General features: G+C 70.7%; 17 protein-coding genes. 6 read left to right on the top strand and 11 right to left on the bottom strand.

The features are described 5' to 3' along the window. Positions 1–3: 3 nt before the first annotated feature. The 3 genes from ACH4U8_RS19295 to ACH4U8_RS19285 all read right to left on the bottom strand — a co-directional run bounded on the left by ACH4U8_RS19295 (position 4) and on the right by ACH4U8_RS19285 (position 2,184). On the bottom strand, positions 4–783 hold the full coding sequence (locus ACH4U8_RS19295) for an enoyl-CoA hydratase/isomerase family protein (protein ID WP_379992490.1): 780 nt from the start codon (positions 781–783) through the stop codon (positions 4–6). A gap of 111 nt (positions 784–894) precedes the next feature. Beyond that, a complete protein-coding gene (locus tag ACH4U8_RS19290; RefSeq protein WP_360323506.1) occupies positions 895–1,269 on the bottom strand; it encodes a VOC family protein in 375 nt (124 codons plus the stop codon). Between the two features lie 39 nt (positions 1,270–1,308). Further along, on the bottom strand, positions 1,309–2,184 hold the full coding sequence (locus ACH4U8_RS19285) for an acyl-CoA thioesterase domain-containing protein (protein WP_360323508.1): 876 nt from the start codon (positions 2,182–2,184) through the stop codon (positions 1,309–1,311). 78 nt (positions 2,185–2,262) lie between these two features. Between ACH4U8_RS19285 and ACH4U8_RS19280 the strand changes: the two genes are divergently transcribed. Beyond that, positions 2,263–3,483, top strand: a complete 1,221-nt coding sequence (locus ACH4U8_RS19280) for an MFS transporter (protein WP_395778926.1) — start codon at positions 2,263–2,265, stop codon at positions 3,481–3,483. Positions 3,484–3,532: 49 nt separating this feature from the next. Then, positions 3,533–3,787, top strand: coding sequence for a hypothetical protein (locus ACH4U8_RS19275; protein WP_360323512.1), 255 nt, complete (start codon positions 3,533–3,535; stop codon positions 3,785–3,787). Between the two features lie 140 nt (positions 3,788–3,927). On the opposite strand, the gene ACH4U8_RS19270 is transcribed toward ACH4U8_RS19275, so the two are convergent. From ACH4U8_RS19270 to hpnH, 4 genes are all read right to left on the bottom strand, one after another. Beyond that, a complete protein-coding gene (locus tag ACH4U8_RS19270; protein ID WP_395778924.1) occupies positions 3,928–4,383 on the bottom strand; it encodes a GNAT family N-acetyltransferase in 456 nt (151 codons plus the stop codon). Next, positions 4,380–5,348, bottom strand: coding sequence for a helix-turn-helix domain-containing protein (locus ACH4U8_RS19265; protein ID WP_395778922.1), 969 nt, complete (start codon positions 5,346–5,348; stop codon positions 4,380–4,382). Before ACH4U8_RS19265 ends, ACH4U8_RS19270 begins: the two co-directional genes overlap by 4 nt. 350 nt (positions 5,349–5,698) lie before the next feature. Further along, on the bottom strand, positions 5,699–6,016 hold the full coding sequence (locus ACH4U8_RS19260) for a hypothetical protein (protein ID WP_395778920.1): 318 nt from the start codon (positions 6,014–6,016) through the stop codon (positions 5,699–5,701). A 542-nt stretch (positions 6,017–6,558) separates the two neighbouring features. After that, the gene (gene hpnH / locus ACH4U8_RS19255) at positions 6,559–7,563 is read right to left on the bottom strand and encodes an adenosyl-hopene transferase HpnH (RefSeq protein WP_360316710.1); all 1,005 of its coding nucleotides are present in this window, start codon (positions 7,561–7,563) and stop codon (positions 6,559–6,561) included. 138 nt (positions 7,564–7,701) lie between these two features. Here hpnH and ACH4U8_RS19250 point away from each other — a divergent pair, with 138 nt between their 5' ends. Further along, positions 7,702–8,310, top strand: coding sequence for a TetR/AcrR family transcriptional regulator (locus ACH4U8_RS19250; protein WP_360316707.1), 609 nt, complete (start codon positions 7,702–7,704; stop codon positions 8,308–8,310). Between the two features lie 38 nt (positions 8,311–8,348). On the opposite strand, the gene ACH4U8_RS19245 is transcribed toward ACH4U8_RS19250, so the two are convergent. From ACH4U8_RS19245 to ACH4U8_RS19230, 4 genes are read right to left on the bottom strand one after another with little or no spacing between them, the layout of a single operon-like run. Beyond that, positions 8,349–9,821, bottom strand: a complete 1,473-nt coding sequence (locus ACH4U8_RS19245; protein ID WP_395778918.1) for a penicillin-binding transpeptidase domain-containing protein — start codon at positions 9,819–9,821, stop codon at positions 8,349–8,351. Next, the gene (locus ACH4U8_RS19240) at positions 9,818–11,203 is read right to left on the bottom strand and encodes an FtsW/RodA/SpoVE family cell cycle protein (RefSeq protein WP_395778916.1); all 1,386 of its coding nucleotides are present in this window, start codon (positions 11,201–11,203) and stop codon (positions 9,818–9,820) included. The genes ACH4U8_RS19245 and ACH4U8_RS19240 overlap by 4 nt, the downstream gene beginning before the upstream one ends. A 54-nt stretch (positions 11,204–11,257) precedes the next feature. Beyond that, complete coding sequence (locus ACH4U8_RS19235) at positions 11,258–12,040, bottom strand: ABC transporter permease (RefSeq protein WP_360316699.1); 783 nt, start codon at positions 12,038–12,040, stop codon at positions 11,258–11,260. Then, positions 12,037–12,762: an ABC transporter ATP-binding protein gene (locus tag ACH4U8_RS19230; protein WP_395778914.1), complete on the bottom strand. Its 726-nt coding sequence runs from the start codon at positions 12,760–12,762 to the stop codon at positions 12,037–12,039. The genes ACH4U8_RS19235 and ACH4U8_RS19230 overlap by 4 nt, the downstream gene beginning before the upstream one ends. 159 nt (positions 12,763–12,921) lie before the next feature. Here ACH4U8_RS19230 and ACH4U8_RS19225 point away from each other — a divergent pair, with 159 nt between their 5' ends. The 3 genes from ACH4U8_RS19225 to ACH4U8_RS19215 all read left to right on the top strand — a co-directional run bounded on the left by ACH4U8_RS19225 (position 12,922) and on the right by ACH4U8_RS19215 (position 17,142). Next, positions 12,922–14,175, top strand: coding sequence for a sensor histidine kinase (locus ACH4U8_RS19225; protein WP_395778912.1), 1,254 nt, complete (start codon positions 12,922–12,924; stop codon positions 14,173–14,175). After that, on the top strand, positions 14,172–14,822 hold the full coding sequence (locus tag ACH4U8_RS19220) for a response regulator transcription factor (protein WP_360316691.1): 651 nt from the start codon (positions 14,172–14,174) through the stop codon (positions 14,820–14,822). The genes ACH4U8_RS19225 and ACH4U8_RS19220 overlap by 4 nt, the downstream gene beginning before the upstream one ends. Before the next feature lie 217 nt (positions 14,823–15,039). Continuing rightward, positions 15,040–17,142, top strand: a complete 2,103-nt coding sequence (locus tag ACH4U8_RS19215; RefSeq protein ID WP_395778910.1) for a hypothetical protein — start codon at positions 15,040–15,042, stop codon at positions 17,140–17,142. Positions 17,143–17,539 lie beyond the last annotated feature (397 nt).

The raw sequence follows: 17,539 nt of genomic DNA, 5'->3' as shown, positions 1-17,539 counted from the left end.
GGCTCAGCTCCCGGTGTAGTGGGCGGGCCGCTGTTCGGCGCGGGCGGCGCGGAACTCGGCGTAGTCGTCCGACTTGTTGACGAAGGTCTGCGCGATCAGTTCCTCGGCCATCGAGGTGCGCACGGCGGGTTCGGCGAGGTGGCCGAGCACCCGCCGGGCCATCTTCACGGTCACCGCCGGGGCGGCGGCGATCCGCTCGGCCATCTCGCGCACGGTGGCGTCCAGTTCGGCGGCGGGCACCACGCGCGAGACGATGCCGTGCGCGTACGCCTCGGCCGCATGCATCGGCCGGCCGGTCAGCACCAGGTCGGCGGCCACCCCGGGCCCGCAGATCTGGTACAGCCGCGCCACGCCACCGGTGTCCGGAATGACCCCGTGCGTGGTCTCGGGCAGCATGAACCGAGCGCCCTCGGCGGCCACCCGGATGTCGCACAACAGCGCGCGCTGGAAGGACGCGCCGATCGACCAGCCCTGGCAGGCCACCAGCACCGGCGCGTCCAACTCGAAGAGCTGCTGCACCCCGCGATGCCCGCGGGTCATCAACTGATGGTGGGTCAGCTCGACCCGGTGGCCCCCGATCGAGGACACGTCGCGGCCCGAGGAGAAGGACTTGCCCACCGCACGCCAGATCACCGCCCGCACCTCGGGCCGCTGCCGCAGTTCGCCGAGGATCTGCCACAGCAGCTGATCCATCTCGTCATCGAACGCGTTGTGCTTGTCCGGGTTGTTGTTGGTGATCGTCGCGATCGGTCCGTCGTAGTCGAGAAGCACCTTGTCCGCCATGACACCCTGGGATATCCCAACCCCGTACAGGAATCGAGAGCCAGGGGCGCCGCGGGGACCGCAAGCGGGCAAGATCACAGCCGGTCGCCCGGCCGGTCCGGCGGATCCCGGTCACGGGTTGCGCTGGGTCAATCCGTAGAAGTTGCCCTCGTTGTCGCGGAAGGTGGCCCACCAGCCCCATTCCTGCTGAGCGGGCTTGTCCGGGAAGTCGATGCCCTTGGCGACCAGTTCCCGGTAGGTGGCTTGCAGGTCGTCGCAGGTGAACAACACGTTGTTGAGCGAGCCGACCTTCTCCATGTCGAAGCGCTGACTGAACAGGATCAGCGTGATGCCGTCGCCCGGCGCGCGAACCTCGATCCAGCGCGGGCTGCCGGCCTCGCCCATCGGCGTGTCCATCACCTCCTCGAAGCCCATCCTGTCGACCCAGAAGCGCTTCGCCGCGTCCTGGTCGCTGACGTTCAATGAGACCTTTCCGACCTGCACCATGCGCACTCCTTCGGCAGGCGCCACCGGCCCTCGGTGGCGCTACGACCGGTGTTCGACCGGCTCGCCGAACAGTGCCTCTTGGCTCACCGTCGCAAACAGCGCGCCCGCGGCGTCGAAGATCCGACCGTGCACCGTGCCGTGCGCGGCGTGCAGCGAGGTGCCTTCCTGGTCGTAGAGCCACCACCGGTCCGCGCGGAACGGGCGATGGAAACGAATCGAGTGGTCCAGGCTGGCCCGGGGGATCCAGCGTCGGCCCAGCGCCCGGGCATGCGGCAGTACCAGCGTGTCCAAAATGCTCAGGTCGGTCGCGTACGCGACGGCGCACGCGTGCAGCAACGGGCGATCGGGAAGTTCGCCGTCGGCGCGGCACCACAGCGCGTTGTGCGGCGCCCGCGCGGTGGAGGTCTCGTCGGCCCAGCTCGGTGGTGCCACGAAGCGCAGGTCCACCGGGTTGTGCCGGACCAACTGCGGTCGGCGCAGCGGGCCGTTCAGCGCGGCCAGACGCTGCGCGAGCGTGGGCAGCGTCGCCGGGTCGGGCACCACGGGTGCGCTCGGCGCGTGGTCGAACGGCGTCTCGGGGCGGGTCACCCGAAAGGACGCGACCAGGTGTACCAGGACCCGGTCCGCCTGGAGCACGTCGACCTGACGATGGCTCAGCGTCCGGCCCTGCAGGGTCCGCACGACCCGGTAGGTCAGCGGCAGGGTGGAATCCGCCGGCCGCAGGAACGACGCGTGCAGCGAGTGCGGCACCCGGTCCTCGTCGACGGTGGCTCCGGCGGCGGCGAGTGCCTGTGCGACCAGCCAACCGCCGAAGACCCGAAAGGCGTCCGGATCAGGGCTTTTCCCCTCGAATAGATCGGACTTGAGTCGGGTCGGCTCAACTTCTTCGACGAATCGGGTGACGTCGCTGCTCATGACTGCTAGTACAGCAACCAGAGCCGCGACATCGACAACGAGGGGCCTGGTGGGCAAGTGGCATGGGGTGCGGTAAAGGTGTTCAGGGACCGCAACGCCGGGCTGTATCTGAGCGGCGTGGTGGTCTCCAGCTTCGGCAGCAGCGCGATGTCCCTCGTCGCCGGCGTCTGGGCCAAGACACTGACCGGTTCGGACAGCGTGGCGGCGCTGATGGCGCTGGGGGTGTTCGCGCCGACCCTGTTCGGTCCGCTGCTCGGTGCGGTCGCGGACCGCCTGCCCGCGAAACGCCTGCTCCTGGCGGTCAACCTGGTGCTGGCCGCGCTGTTGACCCTCACCCTGACCGTGCGCTCGGCCGATCAGGTGTGGATCCTGTTCGCGGTGATGTTCGGCTACGGCATCGGCTTCGTGCTCCTGGACGCCGCCGAGTCGACCGCGCTCACGGCCGGCGTCGCGCCGGGCATCCTGGGCGACCTGAACGGGATGCGGCTCAGCGCGGCCGAAGGGATGAAGCTGGTCGCGCCGCTGGTGGGCGCGGGCCTGTTCGCGTGGGCCGGCGGGCACACCGTCGCGTTGTTGGACGCGGGCACGTTCGTGCTGGCCGCCGGGGTCTTCGCGCTGATGCGCTTCGACCAGCCGGTCCGGGCGAAGAGCGAGGGCGGGTGGTGGGGGGAGACCACCGCGGGCATGGGCTACCTGTGGGCGCATCGTCCGTTGCGCCGACTGGTGTTCTCCGGCGGTCTGGCGATGCTGGTGTCCGGGGTCAGCGGTGGTGCGATCTACACCGTGGTGGACCAGGGGCTCGATCGTTCACCGGCGTTCGTCGGCGTGCTGTACACCGCGCAGGGCGCCGGGTCCGTGGTGGTCGGGCTGTGCGCGGGCACGTTGATCCGCCGGCTCGGCCCGCGCGGGTTCGCGGTGCTCGGCCTGGCGCTGTTCGCGGTCGGGGTGGGTCTGCGGGTGGTGCAGTGGTTGCCCGCGGTCCTGGGCGGCAGCGTGGCGATCGGCTTCGGGTTGCCGGCGGTGCACGTCGCGGCGATGACCGTGTTGCAGCGGGAGACGCCGGGGCACCTGGTGGGGCGGGTCGCGGCGACCGCGGGGACGATCATGTTCGCGCCGACGGCGTTCGCGATCCTCGGCGTGGCGGGTCTGTTGGCGGTGCTGGACTACCGCGTCATCCTGCTCGGCACGGCGGCCCTGGGCGGCGCGGTCGCGCTGTACTGCGCGGCGGGTCGCGGAGAGCGGGGGCCGGACCGGGAGCCGACGTCGGGGGAGGACGCGCGGGATTCGCGGCACGTGTGACGCACGCATGTCCTAGGTCGAGGGCGGCTCGCCACCTACGATGATCCGCATGTATGAAGCGGCGGAAATCCCGGCCGAGCTGATTGCTCTTCAGCGGGATCGCGACCACGCGGCCGACGTCGTCACGACGTTCGCACGCGAGAACCCCGGACGGCTGGACGCCGAACTGACCCGTCAGTGGTCGGCGGTGGTTCGAGCGGAACGCAACGCCATACACGCCCTGCACGCGCATCCGATGATGGTGCTCGGACCGAATCGGTTCAAGATCATGCGCGCGTTGCGCGCCGCCGCCAAGCTCACCTGACGACGGCCCGGCCCGAACAGGGGCAAGAGAGCGTCGGACCGGACCGTCGAAGGACGTAGGTTACGCCGCCGCACCGACGATCGGCACCGGCGCGGCGGGTCACCGGGTTCTGTTGAGCCGCCGCCGTCGGCTCTTCGCGCTCATGCCGACAGGCTCCGTTCGAACCGCATCCGGTCCGCGCCGGGGCCGTCCAGGTCTGCGATCGGGCCGTGCACGGTGAAGCCCATCGCCGTGTGAAAGCGGATCGAACCGGTGTTGACCGGACCGGTGATCGCACGCACCAGGGTGCGGCCGTCGGCCCGCGCGAGCGTGAAGAACCGCTCGTACAACTCCCGTGCCAGTCCGGATCGGCGCAGGTCGGGTCGGACGCCGGCGAAGTGGATGTACGCCTGCTCCCGGTGCGCGGGCGAGAGCAGCCCGATCAGGAAACCGCCGAGCCCGGCGTCGTCCTCGGCGACCAGGCTGGTCGGATGGAAGTGGTCCAGGAACAGCCGCGGCAGTTTGTCCATGATCGGGCGGCCCCACCAGGCGTCCAGCACCGCGACGATGGCGTCGTAGTCGTCCGCGCGGGCGGTACGGATCGGCGGCGCGGTCATGCGGTGGCGCTCCCGGGGCAGAAGGTCCGGCGGTAGTTCTGCGGTGTGGTGCCGCGCCGGCGCAGGAAGTGATGGCGCAGTGTCGCGGCACTGCCGAAGCCCGAGCGCTCGGCGACGGTGTCGATCGGCAGGTCGGTCTCCTCCAGGAGTTCCTGGGCCAGCAACACGCGTTGCGCGGTGAGCCATTCGTAGGGGGTGGTGCCGGTCTCCTGCTGGAACCGGCGGGCGAAGGTACGCGGGGACATCAGCGCGTGCTCGGCCATCTGATCCACCGTCACCTCGCGGGACAGGCGCTGCTCCATCCACAGCAGGGTGGCTTGGAGCGGGCTGCCGGAGCGCTCGGGCAGCGGCCGGGCGATGTACTGAGCCTGGCCGCCCTCGCGGTGCGGCGGCACCACCATCCGGCGGGCGATCGCGTTGGCCACCCGGGTGCCGTCCTCCAGCCGGACCAGGTGCAGGCACGCGTCGATGCCTGCGGCGGTGCCCGCGCTGGTGATCACCCGCCGGTCCTCGACGTAGAGCACGTCCGGTTCGACGATGGCCAGCGGGTACCGGCGGGCGAGGCGGTCCGTGTACTTCCAGTGCGATGTGCAGCGCCGGCCGTCGAGCAGGCCGGCCCGGGCCAGCGTGAAGGCGCCGGTGCAGACGCTCATGATCCACGCACCCCGGGCCTCGGCGGCCCGCAGCGCGTCCAGGAGCCGCGGATCGGGCGCCGCGTTCTCGTCGTGCTCGGCGGAGGCCGGAATCGCGATCAGGTCCGCGTTCGCGACCCGGTCCAGGCCGTGTTCGGCGAACAGGTCGTAGCCGGCCTTGGCGCGAACCCGGCCGGGGGTGACCGCGCACACCGCGAAGTCGTAGACCGGGCAGCCCTCCTCGCTCCGGTCGATGCCGAATACCTCGCACAGCACCCCGAGTTCGAAGGGCGCGACCCCGTCCTGAACGATCACGACCACATTGCGCAGCATGCGTCCAGCATGCCGGCAGTTCGGCTGGGATGGCAGGATCTTGTGCCTATCCGGCAGTCCTGCCACTCGATGCATGTGCAAGCATCGGGCACTCTGGAGACATGACAGTTCTGGCGGTTTTCCTGGTGATCACGATGATTCTCGGTGGTCTGTCGACTCTGGGTCGATCGGCCGACACGCGCGATCGGGGCAAGCCCCGGTCGTGGCACCACTGAACGGCACGCGGGTCCGACGGCGCGTCGGGCCCGCGGCGCATCGGCGAACGACCGCGCGCCCGGCCCAAGGGACATGGGCCGGGCGCGCGGTGCGTTTCGGATCGAGGCGGGTGCCCGATCGGGCGCGACGCTCGATCAGTTGCGGCGCTTGAGGGCCCGCCAGACGAAGAAGATGATGATCGCGACGACGATGATGCCGATGATCGCGAAGATGAACTTGCCGGCCTTCTTGAAGAAGCTCTTCTTCTTCTTTTTCTTGGCCTTCTTGGTCGGGTGGCTCTGCTGGGCGGCGGCCTGGTGCGACGTGGTGCGAGCCGAGGTGTCCGCGACCGTCTGCACGCCGGCCGAGGTGAATGCGCCCGACACCGTCGCGGAGGAGACCTGGCGTACCTGCGCCTGAGCCGGCGCCGACGCGGCCTGCGCGGGCACGGCGGTCAATACCGCCGCGAACACCGCGAGCAGGATCGGACCGGCGAGACGCCGGAGAACACGATGAACCATCTGACAAGCCCCCAATTCAACCCGCGGAACACACGCCTCGCGGTATCGCCATGGCCCCGTGGTGGGCCGATAGGCGCGCGAATCTACCCGACACGCCAGGGCCCACGCGGCAAGAAGGGTCAAGATTTGGTTCGGAGGCGACCCATGCGACACGTGTCAACGCACATTCCGGTACGCTGACGACTCATCAGGTTGTGGCAGCCCGGTTGCCGGTGAGGGGTGACCGGGCTTCCCAATCGATTGTTGCGGAAGCACGAACCGCATTCCCGACGGTGCATGCCGGACGAGTTGCTCGTTGTCGCGCAGGCTCGTCTCGAACTCCGTCACGGTGAACGATCCGGCCGCTCGCCATCCGAGCACCGCGTTTTCGATGCGATCCCACAGACGATCGGGCCGGACCGGGCGGCGACCCGGCCGTCGGGGTGTGGGACTCCGGTGTGTCCGCGTCGGCGCGGCGGGGTCGACGGGGGTGGGCCGTCGACCCCGGGGTGGGATCAGCCGGCGACGACCGCGCGGAGGCTCTCCTTGAGGGAGCCCATGGTGGCCAGGACGGCGGTGGGTTCGTAGCCGCAGTGCGCCATGCAGTTGTCGCAGCGCGGGTCCTTGCCGCGACCGTAGTTCTCCCACTCGGTGTCGGTGAGCAACTCCTTGTAGCTCTGCACGTAGCCGTCGCCCATCAGGTAGCAGGGCTGCTGCCAGCCGAGCAACGAGTAGGACGGGATGGCCCACGGCGTGCACTCGAAGTCGCGCTTGCCCTCCAGGAAGTCCAGGAAGAGCGCGGAGTGGTTGAGCCGCCACTTCTTGCGGTTGCCGCCGGCGAACGCCGACGCGAACAACTTCCGGGTCTGCTCGACGCCCAGGAAGCGGTTCTGCACCGGGGCCTTCTCGTAGGCGTAGGCCGGGGAGATCTGGATCCGGTCGACCTTGAGGTCGTCGTTGAGGAAGTTCAGCACGTCCACGATGCTCTCGGGGGAGTCCGTGTTGAAGAACGTGCTGTTCGTGTAGACCTGGAACCCGGCGGCCTTGGCCATCTTGACCGCGGCCACCGCCTCGTCGAAGACGCCTTCCTTGTCCACCGCCTGGTCGTGCTTCTCGCGCAGGCCGTCGATGTGCACCATCCACGCGAAGTTCTTGTTCGGCTTGAACTTGTGCAGGTGCTTGGGCAGCAGCACGGCGTTGGTGCAGATGATCACGAACTTCTTGCGCTTGAGCAGTTCCTCGACGATCAGGTCGATCTGCTTGTGCATCAACGGCTCGCCGCCGGCCAGCGACACCATCGGCGCGCCGCACTCCTCGACGGCCGCGACGGCCTGCTCGACCGACATGCGCTTGCGTAGGACGTCGTGCGGCTGCTGGATCTTGCCGCACCCGCCGCACTTGAGGTTGCAGGCGAACAGCGGCTCGACCTCCACGATCATCGCGAACTTGTCGACCCGCTTGATCTTCTGCTTGACCAGGTGAGTGCCGATTTTCACAGCCAGGTTCAGCGGCAGGCCCATGCCCTCGCGTCCTCTCTATCCCCGAACCCGGGGGCGTCGGCGTCCGCTGAACCTCGACTCGGCGTGGCGTCGTTGCCCGGGTGTGCCCGATGATGACAACATCTTCAACATACAGGCTGTACGTCACGTGGGGGTTGTATGGCGGTCACGCGTCGGGCACAACATGTCGCGGACACCCGTGCGGCCCTGTTGGCCGCCGCGCGTGAGCTGTTCGCGACGCAGGGTTACGCGCAGACCGGCACCGAGGAGATCGTGGCCGGCGCCCGGGTGACCCGGGGTGCGCTGTACCACCACTTCAAGGACAAAGCCGATCTGTTTCGCGCGGTCATGGAGACCGTCGCGGCGGAGGCGGCCGAGACGCTGGTCGCCCACGAGATGCGTCATGCCCAGGAGCACCCCAGCGAACCATGGGATCAACTGCGGCACGGATTCCAGTCGTTCCTGGACGTGTGCACGACCGGGGACTTCCAGCGGATCGTGCTGGTCGACGGGCCTGCGGTGCTCGGGCCCGGGTCGTGGGACGCGCTCGTGGACGAGCACGGCCACGGGTTGTTGGCCGCGTGGTTGCGGCAGGCGATGGACAACGGCGAGATCGACGAGTTGCCGGTGCCGCCGCTGGCCCGGCTGTTGGCGTCGCTGATCTCGGAGGCGAGCATGTACACCGCGCGGGCCGCGGACCCGGCGAACGCCCGGCGCGAGGTGGGCCAGGTGATCGACCGGGTGCTGGCCGGGCTGCGCAAGAGCTGACGCGGCGCGGGAGCCGGCGCGGCGCGTCAGGCGGCGTGTCATCGGGCGGCCAGCACGGCGGACATCACGGCCTTGGCGATCGGGGCGGCGAGGCCGCCGCCGGTGATGTCGGCGCGGTCGGCCGAGCCGTCCTCGACCACCACGGCGACCGCCACGGCGGGTTTGGCGGCGGCGTCGGCCTTCGCGTAGGCGATGAACCAGGCGTAGGGCACGGCCCGGTTGTTCTCGCCGTGCTGCGCGGTGCCGGTCTTGCCGCCGACGACGGCGCCGTCGATGCGCCCGTTGCCGCCGGTGCCGGTGGTGACCACGTCCTCCATCATCTTCTGCAGTCGGCGCGCCACCGGCGGAGCGACCGCCCGGGCCAGGGCTTCCCGGTCGGTGGTGTGCACGATGCTGCCGTTGCCGCGGGTGAGCCGCTCGACCAGGTACGGCCGCATCACCTCGCCGTCGTTGGCGACACCCGCCGCGACCATCGCCATCTGCAGCGGGGTGGCCCGGGTGTCGAACTGGCCGATCGAGGACAGCGCGGTCTGCGGGCGATCCGGATTCCGCGGGAACACGCTCTCGGTGACCGCGACCGGGATCCGCAACTTCGGGTCGTCGAAGCCGAACGCCCTGGCCTGCCGACGCATCACCTCGGCACCCATGTCGACCCCGAGCTTGGCGAACACGGTGTTGCAGGACATCGCCAGCGCGTAACGCAGCGACGCGTCGCGGCAACCGGAGACCTCGTTGCCCAGTCGGGTGCGCGACTCGGGCAGCGGATAGGGATCGGGCGAGGTGGTCGGCTCGTCCGGATCGGCGACCGTGCCGGAGGCGAGCGCCGCGGCGGCGGTGACCACCTTGAAGGTCGAGCCCGGGGGATACGTCTCGCGCAGCGCACGATTGAGCATCGGCCGGTCGGAGTCGGTGTCCAGCGCCGTCCATGCGGTCCGGGTCGCCTTGTTGGCACCGGCCAGCCGGCCCGGGTCGTAGGACGGCGTGCTCACCAGGGCCAGGATCGCGCCGGTGGTGGGGTCGAGCGCGGCCACCGCGCCCTTGTTGCCGGTGCTCGCGAGACCGGCGAACGCGGCCTGTTGGGCGGCGGGCAGGATCGTGGTGGCGACGTTGCCGGCGGGGCTGCGCCGGCGGGTGATCGCGGTGATCACCGGCCAGGCGCCCAGGCGCGGATCGGTGCCCGCGAGGAGGTCGTCCTCGACGCCTTCGAGCAGGGTGGCGCCGTAGAGCTGGGACGCGTAGCCGGTGACCGGGGCGTAGAGAGGGCCGTCGGTGTAGCTGCGGCCGTAGGCCAGGTCGGAGGTGCCGGCGGTGTGTGGCGAACCGGTGATCGGCCGCCCGGCGACCAGGATGTCGCCGCGCTCCTGCTGGTAACGCACGATCTGTGGGCGGCGATTGCCCGCCATGTGGTCGTAGGCGTCGGCCTCGTGCGCCATCAGCCAGGTGGCATTGCCGAGCAGTGCCAGGAGCAGCAGCAGACAGAAACCGGCGGCTCGCCGAGCGGTGACGATCACGCGGGCACCTCCTCGTCCTCGGGCAACAGGCTCGGCTCCTCGATCGGCGCGGGCGGCCGGCGGCCGCGGTCGCTGACCTTCATCAGCAGGGCGATCAGGGCCCAGTTGGTGACCACGGACGAGCCGCCCTGGGCAAGGAAGGGCATGGTCATGCCGGTGAGCGGAATCAACGCGGTCACCCCACCGGCGACCACGAACACCTGGATGGCCAGCACGGCGGAAAGCCCGTAGGCGAGCAGCGAGCCGAACGGGTCCGGCGCGGTCAGGCCGGCCCGGAAGCCGCGGGCGACCAGGAGGGCGTAGAGCACGAACAGCGCGGCGATGCCGGTCAGTCCGAGCTCCTCGCCGACGGTGGCCAGGACGAAGTCGCTCTTGGCGGCGAAGCCGACCAGGATCGAGTGCCCCAGGCCGAGGCCGGCACCGAGCAGGCCGCCGGCGGCGAAGCAGAAAAGCGACTGGGCCAGTTGGCCCGCGCCGAGCCCGGCGTGGATGCTCGCGAACGGATCCAGCCAGTTCTGCACCCGGCTGTGCACGTGGGGTTCGGCGGAGCCGACCACGAACGCACCGAGGGCGATCAGGATCAGGCCGACCAGGATCCAGCCGATCCGGGCGGTCGCGACATAGAGCATCACCACGAACGCGCCGAAGTAGAGCAGGGACGTGCCCAGATCGCGCTCCAGGACCAGGATGCCGACCGAAGCCAGCCACACCGCGACGACCGGGCCGAGGTCGCGGCCGCGCGGCAGGTTCACACCGCAGAACCGGCGGCCGATCATCATCAGCGTCTCGCGTGTGGTGGCGAGGTAGGACGCGAAGAACACGACCAGGATGATCTTGGCGAACTCGCCGGGTTGCAGCGAGAAGGGGCCGAGCCGGATCCACACCTTGGCGCCGTTGATCGCCGGGAAGAAGACCGGAACGATCATCAGGAACAGGGCCACGGCCGCCGCGAGATATGCGTACTTGCCCAGGGCGCGGTGATCGCGCACGGCGATCATCACCACCGCGAACAGGATCACCCCGATGGCCGACCACATCAGTTGCGACGGCGCGGCCTGCACCTTCGGTGTCTCCAGGTCGAGTCGGTAGATCAGGACCAACCCCAAGCCGTTGAGCAGCGCGGCGATGGGCAGCAGCACCGGGTCGGCGTACGGTGCGAAGCGACGCACCAGGATGTGTGCGACCAGCACGAGAAAACCGAGCCCGAGGCCGTATTTCGCGGTATCCGGCGGGATCGAGCCGTCCATGGCCAGACCGACGTTCGCATAGGCGAAGACGGGGACCAGGACCGCGAAGACGAGCAGCAGGAGTTCGGTGTTGCGCCGGGTGGGCGGCAGGGGTTCCCCTGCCGCCGTTTCGCGCCGCCGCCGCCATCTGGACATGCGCTCTGGAATGCCCACAAGTGACCCTGGGTAACCGGAGGGGCGCACCCGGTGTCAGGCGTCGCGCCGGCGCACCACGATCATCGCGAGGGCCGCGGCGACGATCGCCCAGCCGGCCATCACCGCCAGGCCCGTCCACGGATCGAGTTCGTTGGCGTTGAAGTCCCGCAGCCGCATGATGCGTTGCCCGGCCCGGTCCGGCAGGAACCTGGCCACCTTGCGCACCCCCGGTATCGCGGTGAGCGCGGTGGTGCCCAGCAGGACCAGCGGCATCAACACCCCCAGCGACGCCATCGGCGTGCGCAGCACGAAGGTGACGCCGGCACAGATCACCGCCAACAGCAGCAGGTAGGCCACCTGACCGAAGGCCGTGCGCCAGGTCTCCGCGGCGGTCAGCGAGATGTCGCCCTCGGGCAGGAACACCCGGGCCGACAGCGTGCAGGCCAGACTCGAGACGACGCCGGTGGCCAGAGCCACCGCGGTGATCACGGTCAACTTCGCGGCGGCGAACACGCGGCGATCGGGCACCGCCGCGAGCGAGGCGTGGATGGTGCCGCTGCCGTACTCGCCGGCGACGACCAGCACCGCGAAGGCCACCATGGCCAGGTGGCCGATGTTGATGCCGTAGTGCACGAGAGTGAAGGGGTCGTATTCCGCGCCGTCCTCGCGACGTTGGCCCTCGGCGACGAACGCGTCGACCAGTATGCCGATGCCCGCCGTCAGCGCCACCACGACCACCGGCAGCCATCGGGTCGAGGGCACCGAGCGGAGCTTGGTCCATTCGGCATGAAGCGCGGCCGGGAACGCACCGCCGACCTGTGTCGTTGCCGTGCTCACGCGCGGCCACCTCCCACGAACTGCTCGTGTCCGGCGGTCAGCCGGAGATAGACGTCTTCCAACGACTCGCCCTCGCCGACGAACTCGGCCAGCGAGGTGTCGGCCAACAACCGACCGGCGGCGATCACCACGAGATGATCGGCCGTCAGCGCCATCTCGCTCACGAGGTGGCTGGACAGGAACACCGTGCGCCCCTCGCCGGCCAACGACCGGATCAGGTCGCGGATCCACCGGATGCCCTCCGGGTCGAGGCCGTTGACCGGCTCGTCGAAGATCAGCACCCCCGGATCGCCCAACAACGCGGCGGCGATGCCCAGCCGTTGGCGCATCCCGAGCGAGTAGGTGCCGGCCCGACGCCGGGCCGCGTCGGTCAGACCGACCCGGTCGAGCACCTCGTCCACCCGGGAGTCCGCTATGCGGTTGGACCGCGCGAGGTAGAGCAGATGGTCGCGGCCCCGGCGGCGCCGATGCACGGCTCCCGCGTCGAGCAGCGCTCCCACATGGCGCAGCGGCTCGCGCAACTCGCCGTAGACCCGGCCGCCGATCGTCGCGGCACCGGCCGTGGGGCGGTCCAGGCCGAGCACCATCCGCATGGTGGTCGACTTGCCCGAGCCGTTGGGACCCAGGAAGCCCGTCACCGTGCCGGCGGCGACCTCGAAGTCGAGGTCGTCCACCGCGAGAACGTCGCCATAACGCTTCGTCAGGTTGCGGATGCGGATCATCTGCTGTGCTCCCAAGGCTGCTTCGGAGTGGGCGCCGCCCGGTTGCTGCGGTGCCTCAAGACTGCGATTCCGGGGCCCCGCGCCGGATCCCCCAACCGTGGGGACGCTCTCCCCCGGCCGGGGGAGGTCGTGCTCGCGGCGACCCGCCAGGATGGCCGCATGTCCCGGATCGCGCCGCTTCGCCCATCGCTCGCCCACCTCGTCCGGCCGCTCGTCGCGCCGACGACGTACACGCGGGCCTTCCACCTGTTCACGGCGCTGGCCCTGGGCGTCGCGGTCGCACTGGTGTACCCCGGCCTGGAGGGGGACAGCGGCGCCGCCGACGGCCTGGCGCTGCTGGTCGCCCCGATTCCGATCCTGGTCGCGTTCGGGCTGCTCGCCGAGGCGCGCCGGTTCGAGGGGTTCCTGGCCAGGTTGCTGCTGCGTCCCGGCGACGAGAGCGACATCGTGGTCACCCGGTCCCAGGGCTGGGCGGATCGGTGGCGCACCGCACTGTGGCTGGTGCTGCGGGTCGACCTGGCCTGGCTCGGTCTGGCGCCCACCGGCCACGCGGTGTTCACGGGGGTCGCGATGATCGTGGCGCCGGGCACGGACGGCGGCATGGAGTTCGGCGGGCTCACCTTCGCGGGCGGTGCCGGGCACTGGTGGCTGATCCCGCTCGGCCTGCTGCTCATCGTCGGGGCGCTCTACTACCTGGCCGGCGTGGGTTGGCTGCTCACCCGGCTCGGCACCCGACTGCTCGGGCCGTCCGCGAACGAACGCCTCGCGACAGCCGAGCGGCGGACCGAGCAACTGCTCGAACACAATCGACTCGCCCGTGAATTGCACGACTCGATCGGTCACGCCCTGTCGGTGACGGTGCTTCAGGCCGGCGCCGCCCGGCAATTGCTCGACAGCGACCCCGGCTTCGCGAACCGGGCGCTCGAAGCGATCGAGGAGACCGGCCGGCAGGCCCTGGAAGACCTGGAACGCATGTTGTTGTTGTTGCGTGACGCACCGGAGCCCGCCGCGCCTCGACCCGGCCTGCCCGAGCTCAAGCTCCTGATCGACGGCACGCGCGGCGCGGGAGCCTCGGTCGAACTGCGGGTATCGGGCGCCCTCGACGCGGTGCCGGCAGTGATCTCCAGGGAGGGCTACCGGATCGTGCAGGAGTCGCTCACCAACGTGCTGCGGCACGCGGGCCCCGTGCCGGTCGACGTCACCGTCACGGTGGACGACCACGACGTCGAGCTGCTCGTGCTGAGCAGCGCGCCCGCGGCGGTAGGGGAGCGGCGGGTGGTCGGCGCCGGCAGCGGCAGCGGTCTGCGCGGCATACGCGAGCGGGCCGCGCTGCTCGGCGGCGAGGCCACCGCCGGTGTGCACGAGGACTATTGGCGGGTGCATGTGCGCCTACCTCTACGGTGGGCGTCGTGACGATCAGGATCCTGCTGGTGGACGACGACGAACTGGTCCGGGCGGGTCTGCGGGCCATCCTGGGCGCGCAGCCCGACTTGGAGGTCGTGGGCGAGGCCGACGACGGCGCGGGCGTGCTCTCGCTGGTGCGCTCGCTGCGCCCGGATGTGGTCGCGATGGACGTGCGGATGCCGCGGGTGGACGGGATCCAGGCCACCCGGGACCTGCTCGCCCACCTCGACCAGCCGCCCAAGATCCTGATCATCACCACCTTCGAGAACGACGAATACGTCTACGAGGCGCTCCGGGTGGGAGCGCACGGCTTCCTGCTCAAACGGGCCCGCCCCGCCGAGATCACCGGAGCGGTACGGGCCCTGGCCACCGGAGACTCCCTGGTGTTCCCGGCCAAGCTGCGGGCGTTGGTCGAGCGCCACGGGAAGGCGGCCGGCGGCGACGCGGTGGCCCGAGCCAATCTCACCGACCGGGAGGCCGATGTGCTGCGGGCGATGGCCCGGGGGCTGAACAACGCCGAGATCGCCGCCGAACTGTTCCTGGGCACCGAGACGGTGAAGAGCCATGTGAGCGCGCTGCTGGGCAAGTTGGGGGCCCGCGACCGCACCCAGGCGGTGATCGCCGCCTACCAGTCGGGTTTCGTCGGACCGGGCTGACCGTCGGATCGGCCGAGTTCGAAGGTCGAGTCCGCAGGCCGGATCGACACGATCGCCGGCACCGCCGGACGGTGCGACCGGCGTGAGCACATGGCAACACAAAAATAGATGTTCGTATTAGGTGTGACCCCTCCCGACGGTGCTCGTTGGCCATCATGCGCACGGCCCCGTACCGATTCGCGGGCGCCGACCCGGGCGCGGCGAGAGGGGATCCCACATGCGACACGGTGGCGACGAGAGCACACCCGACCCGGCGGCCCGAGCCGGTTCGAACGGCCCCGACGCGGGGGCCGATCGAAGCGATCGGAGCGAGCGGAGTGTCCGGCGGCGGGCGCGGCGGGCCCGGGCCGATCTCGTCGACCTGTGCCGACGCCGGCTGGAGCAGGGGGCGGTGCGCCGTACCGAGGCCCTGGTGGTCGGGCGCTACCCCGAACTCGTGCGGTTGGCCTACCTGATCCTGCCGCCCGCGATGGAGCGACACCGGCGGGTACTGGCCGCGCACGCCCTGGTCCAGGACGCACTGCCCGGCCGGCTGCGCGATCGCGGACGCCGCCCCGGCGTCGTGGAGATGAGCGAAGCCGATCTCGTCCGGCTGCATGTCGTGCGTGGTGCGCTGCGCCCGAACCGATCCGGCCGGCATCGGGTGTTGCTGCCGCAGGTCTGGGGTCTGCGGCTGTTCCCGCCGACCGGCGACGCGGACGAGCCGGCGATCGAGCAGGCGCTCGGCCGGTTGTCCGGCCCGGCCCGCGCGTTTCTCGTCCTGCGTGTGCTGGACGGCCTGGACCCCGTCGAGGCGGGCGAATTCCTGCTCGCCGCCGGCGTCGAGGACGTCCTGGCCGCCGAGACCGAGGCGGATGCGGGCGGACCCGCGCTCCGCCCGGCCGGGCATCCGGACGGGCCCGGCTTAACCCCCGACGTGCTGCGCGCCGACCCGTTCGACCCGTGCACCCTTCGGGCCACCCCGTCGGACCTGCTGCGCCGTCGGCGCCGTCGGCACCTCGCGCTGGGCGTCCTGGCCTCGGCCACCGCGATTGCCACGATCGCCTGGTACACGACGGGCGGGAGCGAACCCTTGACCGGCGACGGCGGCCGGGCCGACCGGGCCGCGTCCGCCGCACGGGTGGTCGGTGGTCCGCCGCGATCGATTCCGGCCGGTGCCTGGGTCGGCACGACCCGACTGGACTTCGACGTGTGGTCCACCCGAGGAGCCCGGGCCGGCGACGAGGCGTTGACCCGACGGGCGATGCGGGCCTGGGCCGACCCCGACGACGGCACTGCGGTCACGCTCGGCCGGGGCACCGCCGTCGGTCCGCCGACGGGCGTCCCCCGTGTGCTGTACGCGGGCGACGTCGCGGGGGCGACCGTCGTGCTCCTCGCCGACGGCACGCGCCTGGCCCGCTATACCGACGACCACGGCAGGCGCACCCTCGACGTCGCCGCGGCCGACGACTCGGACGAGCGCTCCGCCTCGGCCGTGGTGCTTCGCCGCGATCCGGCCGGGGTTCGCATGTTGCTCGCGCCCTGGGTGGACGAGGCCGCGGTGCGGGACCTGCGGCGGCCCGAGGACAAGAGCAGGCCGCTCGCGATCACCGGCGGCGTCACGGCTCCGATGCCCGACCCGGGTACGGCCGGGAAGGGCTGCGTCACCGTGCCGGTGCTCGAACTGCTGGCCAGGCGCGCCGCCGACAACCATCCCTACCTGCTCGCGGATCTGGGCGAACTGTCCGCGACTCACCTGACGTACATGCCGCCGCCGGAGTACGCCCACACCGGGCGGCCGTCCGAGGCGGCGTCGAGCGAACGTGCACTCGGCGTGTGGTCGCGGACCGCGTGCGCACTGGAGACGTTGCGTGGCCGGGGGCTGCGGCTGGTCAACAACTGGGAGTTCGCGCACTTCGACCTGCCCGAGGCGGCGGGGGAGGCGATGTGGTCGTGCCTGCACGCGTTCGACCGCAGGGGTGGTGGCGACGTGGTGGTCCAGTTCCTGCCGCCGGGGGCGAGTGCGACGGGCGCGCAGACGGTGAACCGGCTTGTTGATTCGCCTGCGTGCAGTCGTTCCGGCAACGACATCGTCACTTCGACGTGGTGGCGCTCGCGGACGGGCGCCTGGTATTTGGTCGCGGCGGGGACGCGGGATGTGGTGAGGGTGGTGGTGTCGGGGGTGGTTTCCGGGGTTGGGGAGGGGCGGCAGGTGGTGGTCAAGGGGGTGGGTGGGGGGCTTTCGGTGGGGTCGGTGGGTTCTGCAGGTCCGGCAGGTCCGGCGGTTCCGACGGTGGTGGGGACCTTGCGGAACGGGGGGACGGTTCGGGGGCTTGGGTAGGGGGTGGGTTGTGGGTGGGGTGGGTGGGGTGGAGTTGCGAGCCGAATTCGGTGGTCGGGCGTGGTTGTGAGTGCGGCGAGCCGGTGGACTGCGGTCGCAGGTCGGGCCCGACATCCGGGCTTGGTTGCGAGCGGAGTGAGTCGAGAGACCTGAGGCGCGAGCCGAATCGGACATATGGGGCTTGCTTGCGAGCGGAGCGAGTCGAGAAGCCCGAGGCGTGAGCCGGACTCCACAGCTGGGCCGGGACGCGAGCGCAGCGAGCACGGTGGCCCCGGTCGTGAGCGGAACCGGCGGGACGGCCCGGGTCGTGAGCGGAGTGAGCGGGTGGGCGGCTTTCGGCGATGCAGCGCTGCTTTTTGTTGGGCGCCTTCGGCGCCGGCTCGCGAGGCACCACTTT

Source organism: Embleya sp. NPDC020886 (assembly GCF_044333915.1).
GTDB lineage: Bacteria > Actinomycetota > Actinomycetes > Streptomycetales > Streptomycetaceae > Embleya.
Note: the sequence above shows the minus strand (reverse complement) of the source record. Positions and strands in the feature narration are given on the sequence as shown.

Bases quoted from the DNA above. Each gene is read 5' to 3' on its own strand.
- ACH4U8_RS19295 (WP_379992490.1), bottom strand. From the start codon at position 783: ATGGCGGACAAGGTGCTTCTCGACTACGACGGACCGATCGCGACGATC.
- ACH4U8_RS19290 (WP_360323506.1), bottom strand. From the start codon at position 1,269: ATGGTGCAGGTCGGAAAGGTCTCATTGAACGTCAGCGACCAGGACGCG.
- ACH4U8_RS19285 (WP_360323508.1), bottom strand. From the start codon at position 2,184: ATGAGCAGCGACGTCACCCGATTCGTCGAAGAAGTTGAGCCGACCCGA.
- ACH4U8_RS19275 (WP_360323512.1), top strand. From the start codon at position 3,533: ATGTATGAAGCGGCGGAAATCCCGGCCGAGCTGATTGCTCTTCAGCGG.
- ACH4U8_RS19270 (WP_395778924.1), bottom strand. From the start codon at position 4,383: ATGACCGCGCCGCCGATCCGTACCGCCCGCGCGGACGACTACGACGCC.
- ACH4U8_RS19265 (WP_395778922.1), bottom strand. From the start codon at position 5,348: ATGCTGCGCAATGTGGTCGTGATCGTTCAGGACGGGGTCGCGCCCTTC.
- hpnH (WP_360316710.1), bottom strand. From the start codon at position 7,563: ATGGGCCTGCCGCTGAACCTGGCTGTGAAAATCGGCACTCACCTGGTC.
- ACH4U8_RS19250 (WP_360316707.1), top strand. From the start codon at position 7,702: ATGGCGGTCACGCGTCGGGCACAACATGTCGCGGACACCCGTGCGGCC.
- ACH4U8_RS19240 (WP_395778916.1), bottom strand. From the start codon at position 11,203: ATGTCCAGATGGCGGCGGCGGCGCGAAACGGCGGCAGGGGAACCCCTG.
- ACH4U8_RS19230 (WP_395778914.1), bottom strand. From the start codon at position 12,762: ATGATCCGCATCCGCAACCTGACGAAGCGTTATGGCGACGTTCTCGCG.
- ACH4U8_RS19225 (WP_395778912.1), top strand. From the start codon at position 12,922: ATGTCCCGGATCGCGCCGCTTCGCCCATCGCTCGCCCACCTCGTCCGG.
- ACH4U8_RS19215 (WP_395778910.1), top strand. From the start codon at position 15,040: ATGCGACACGGTGGCGACGAGAGCACACCCGACCCGGCGGCCCGAGCC.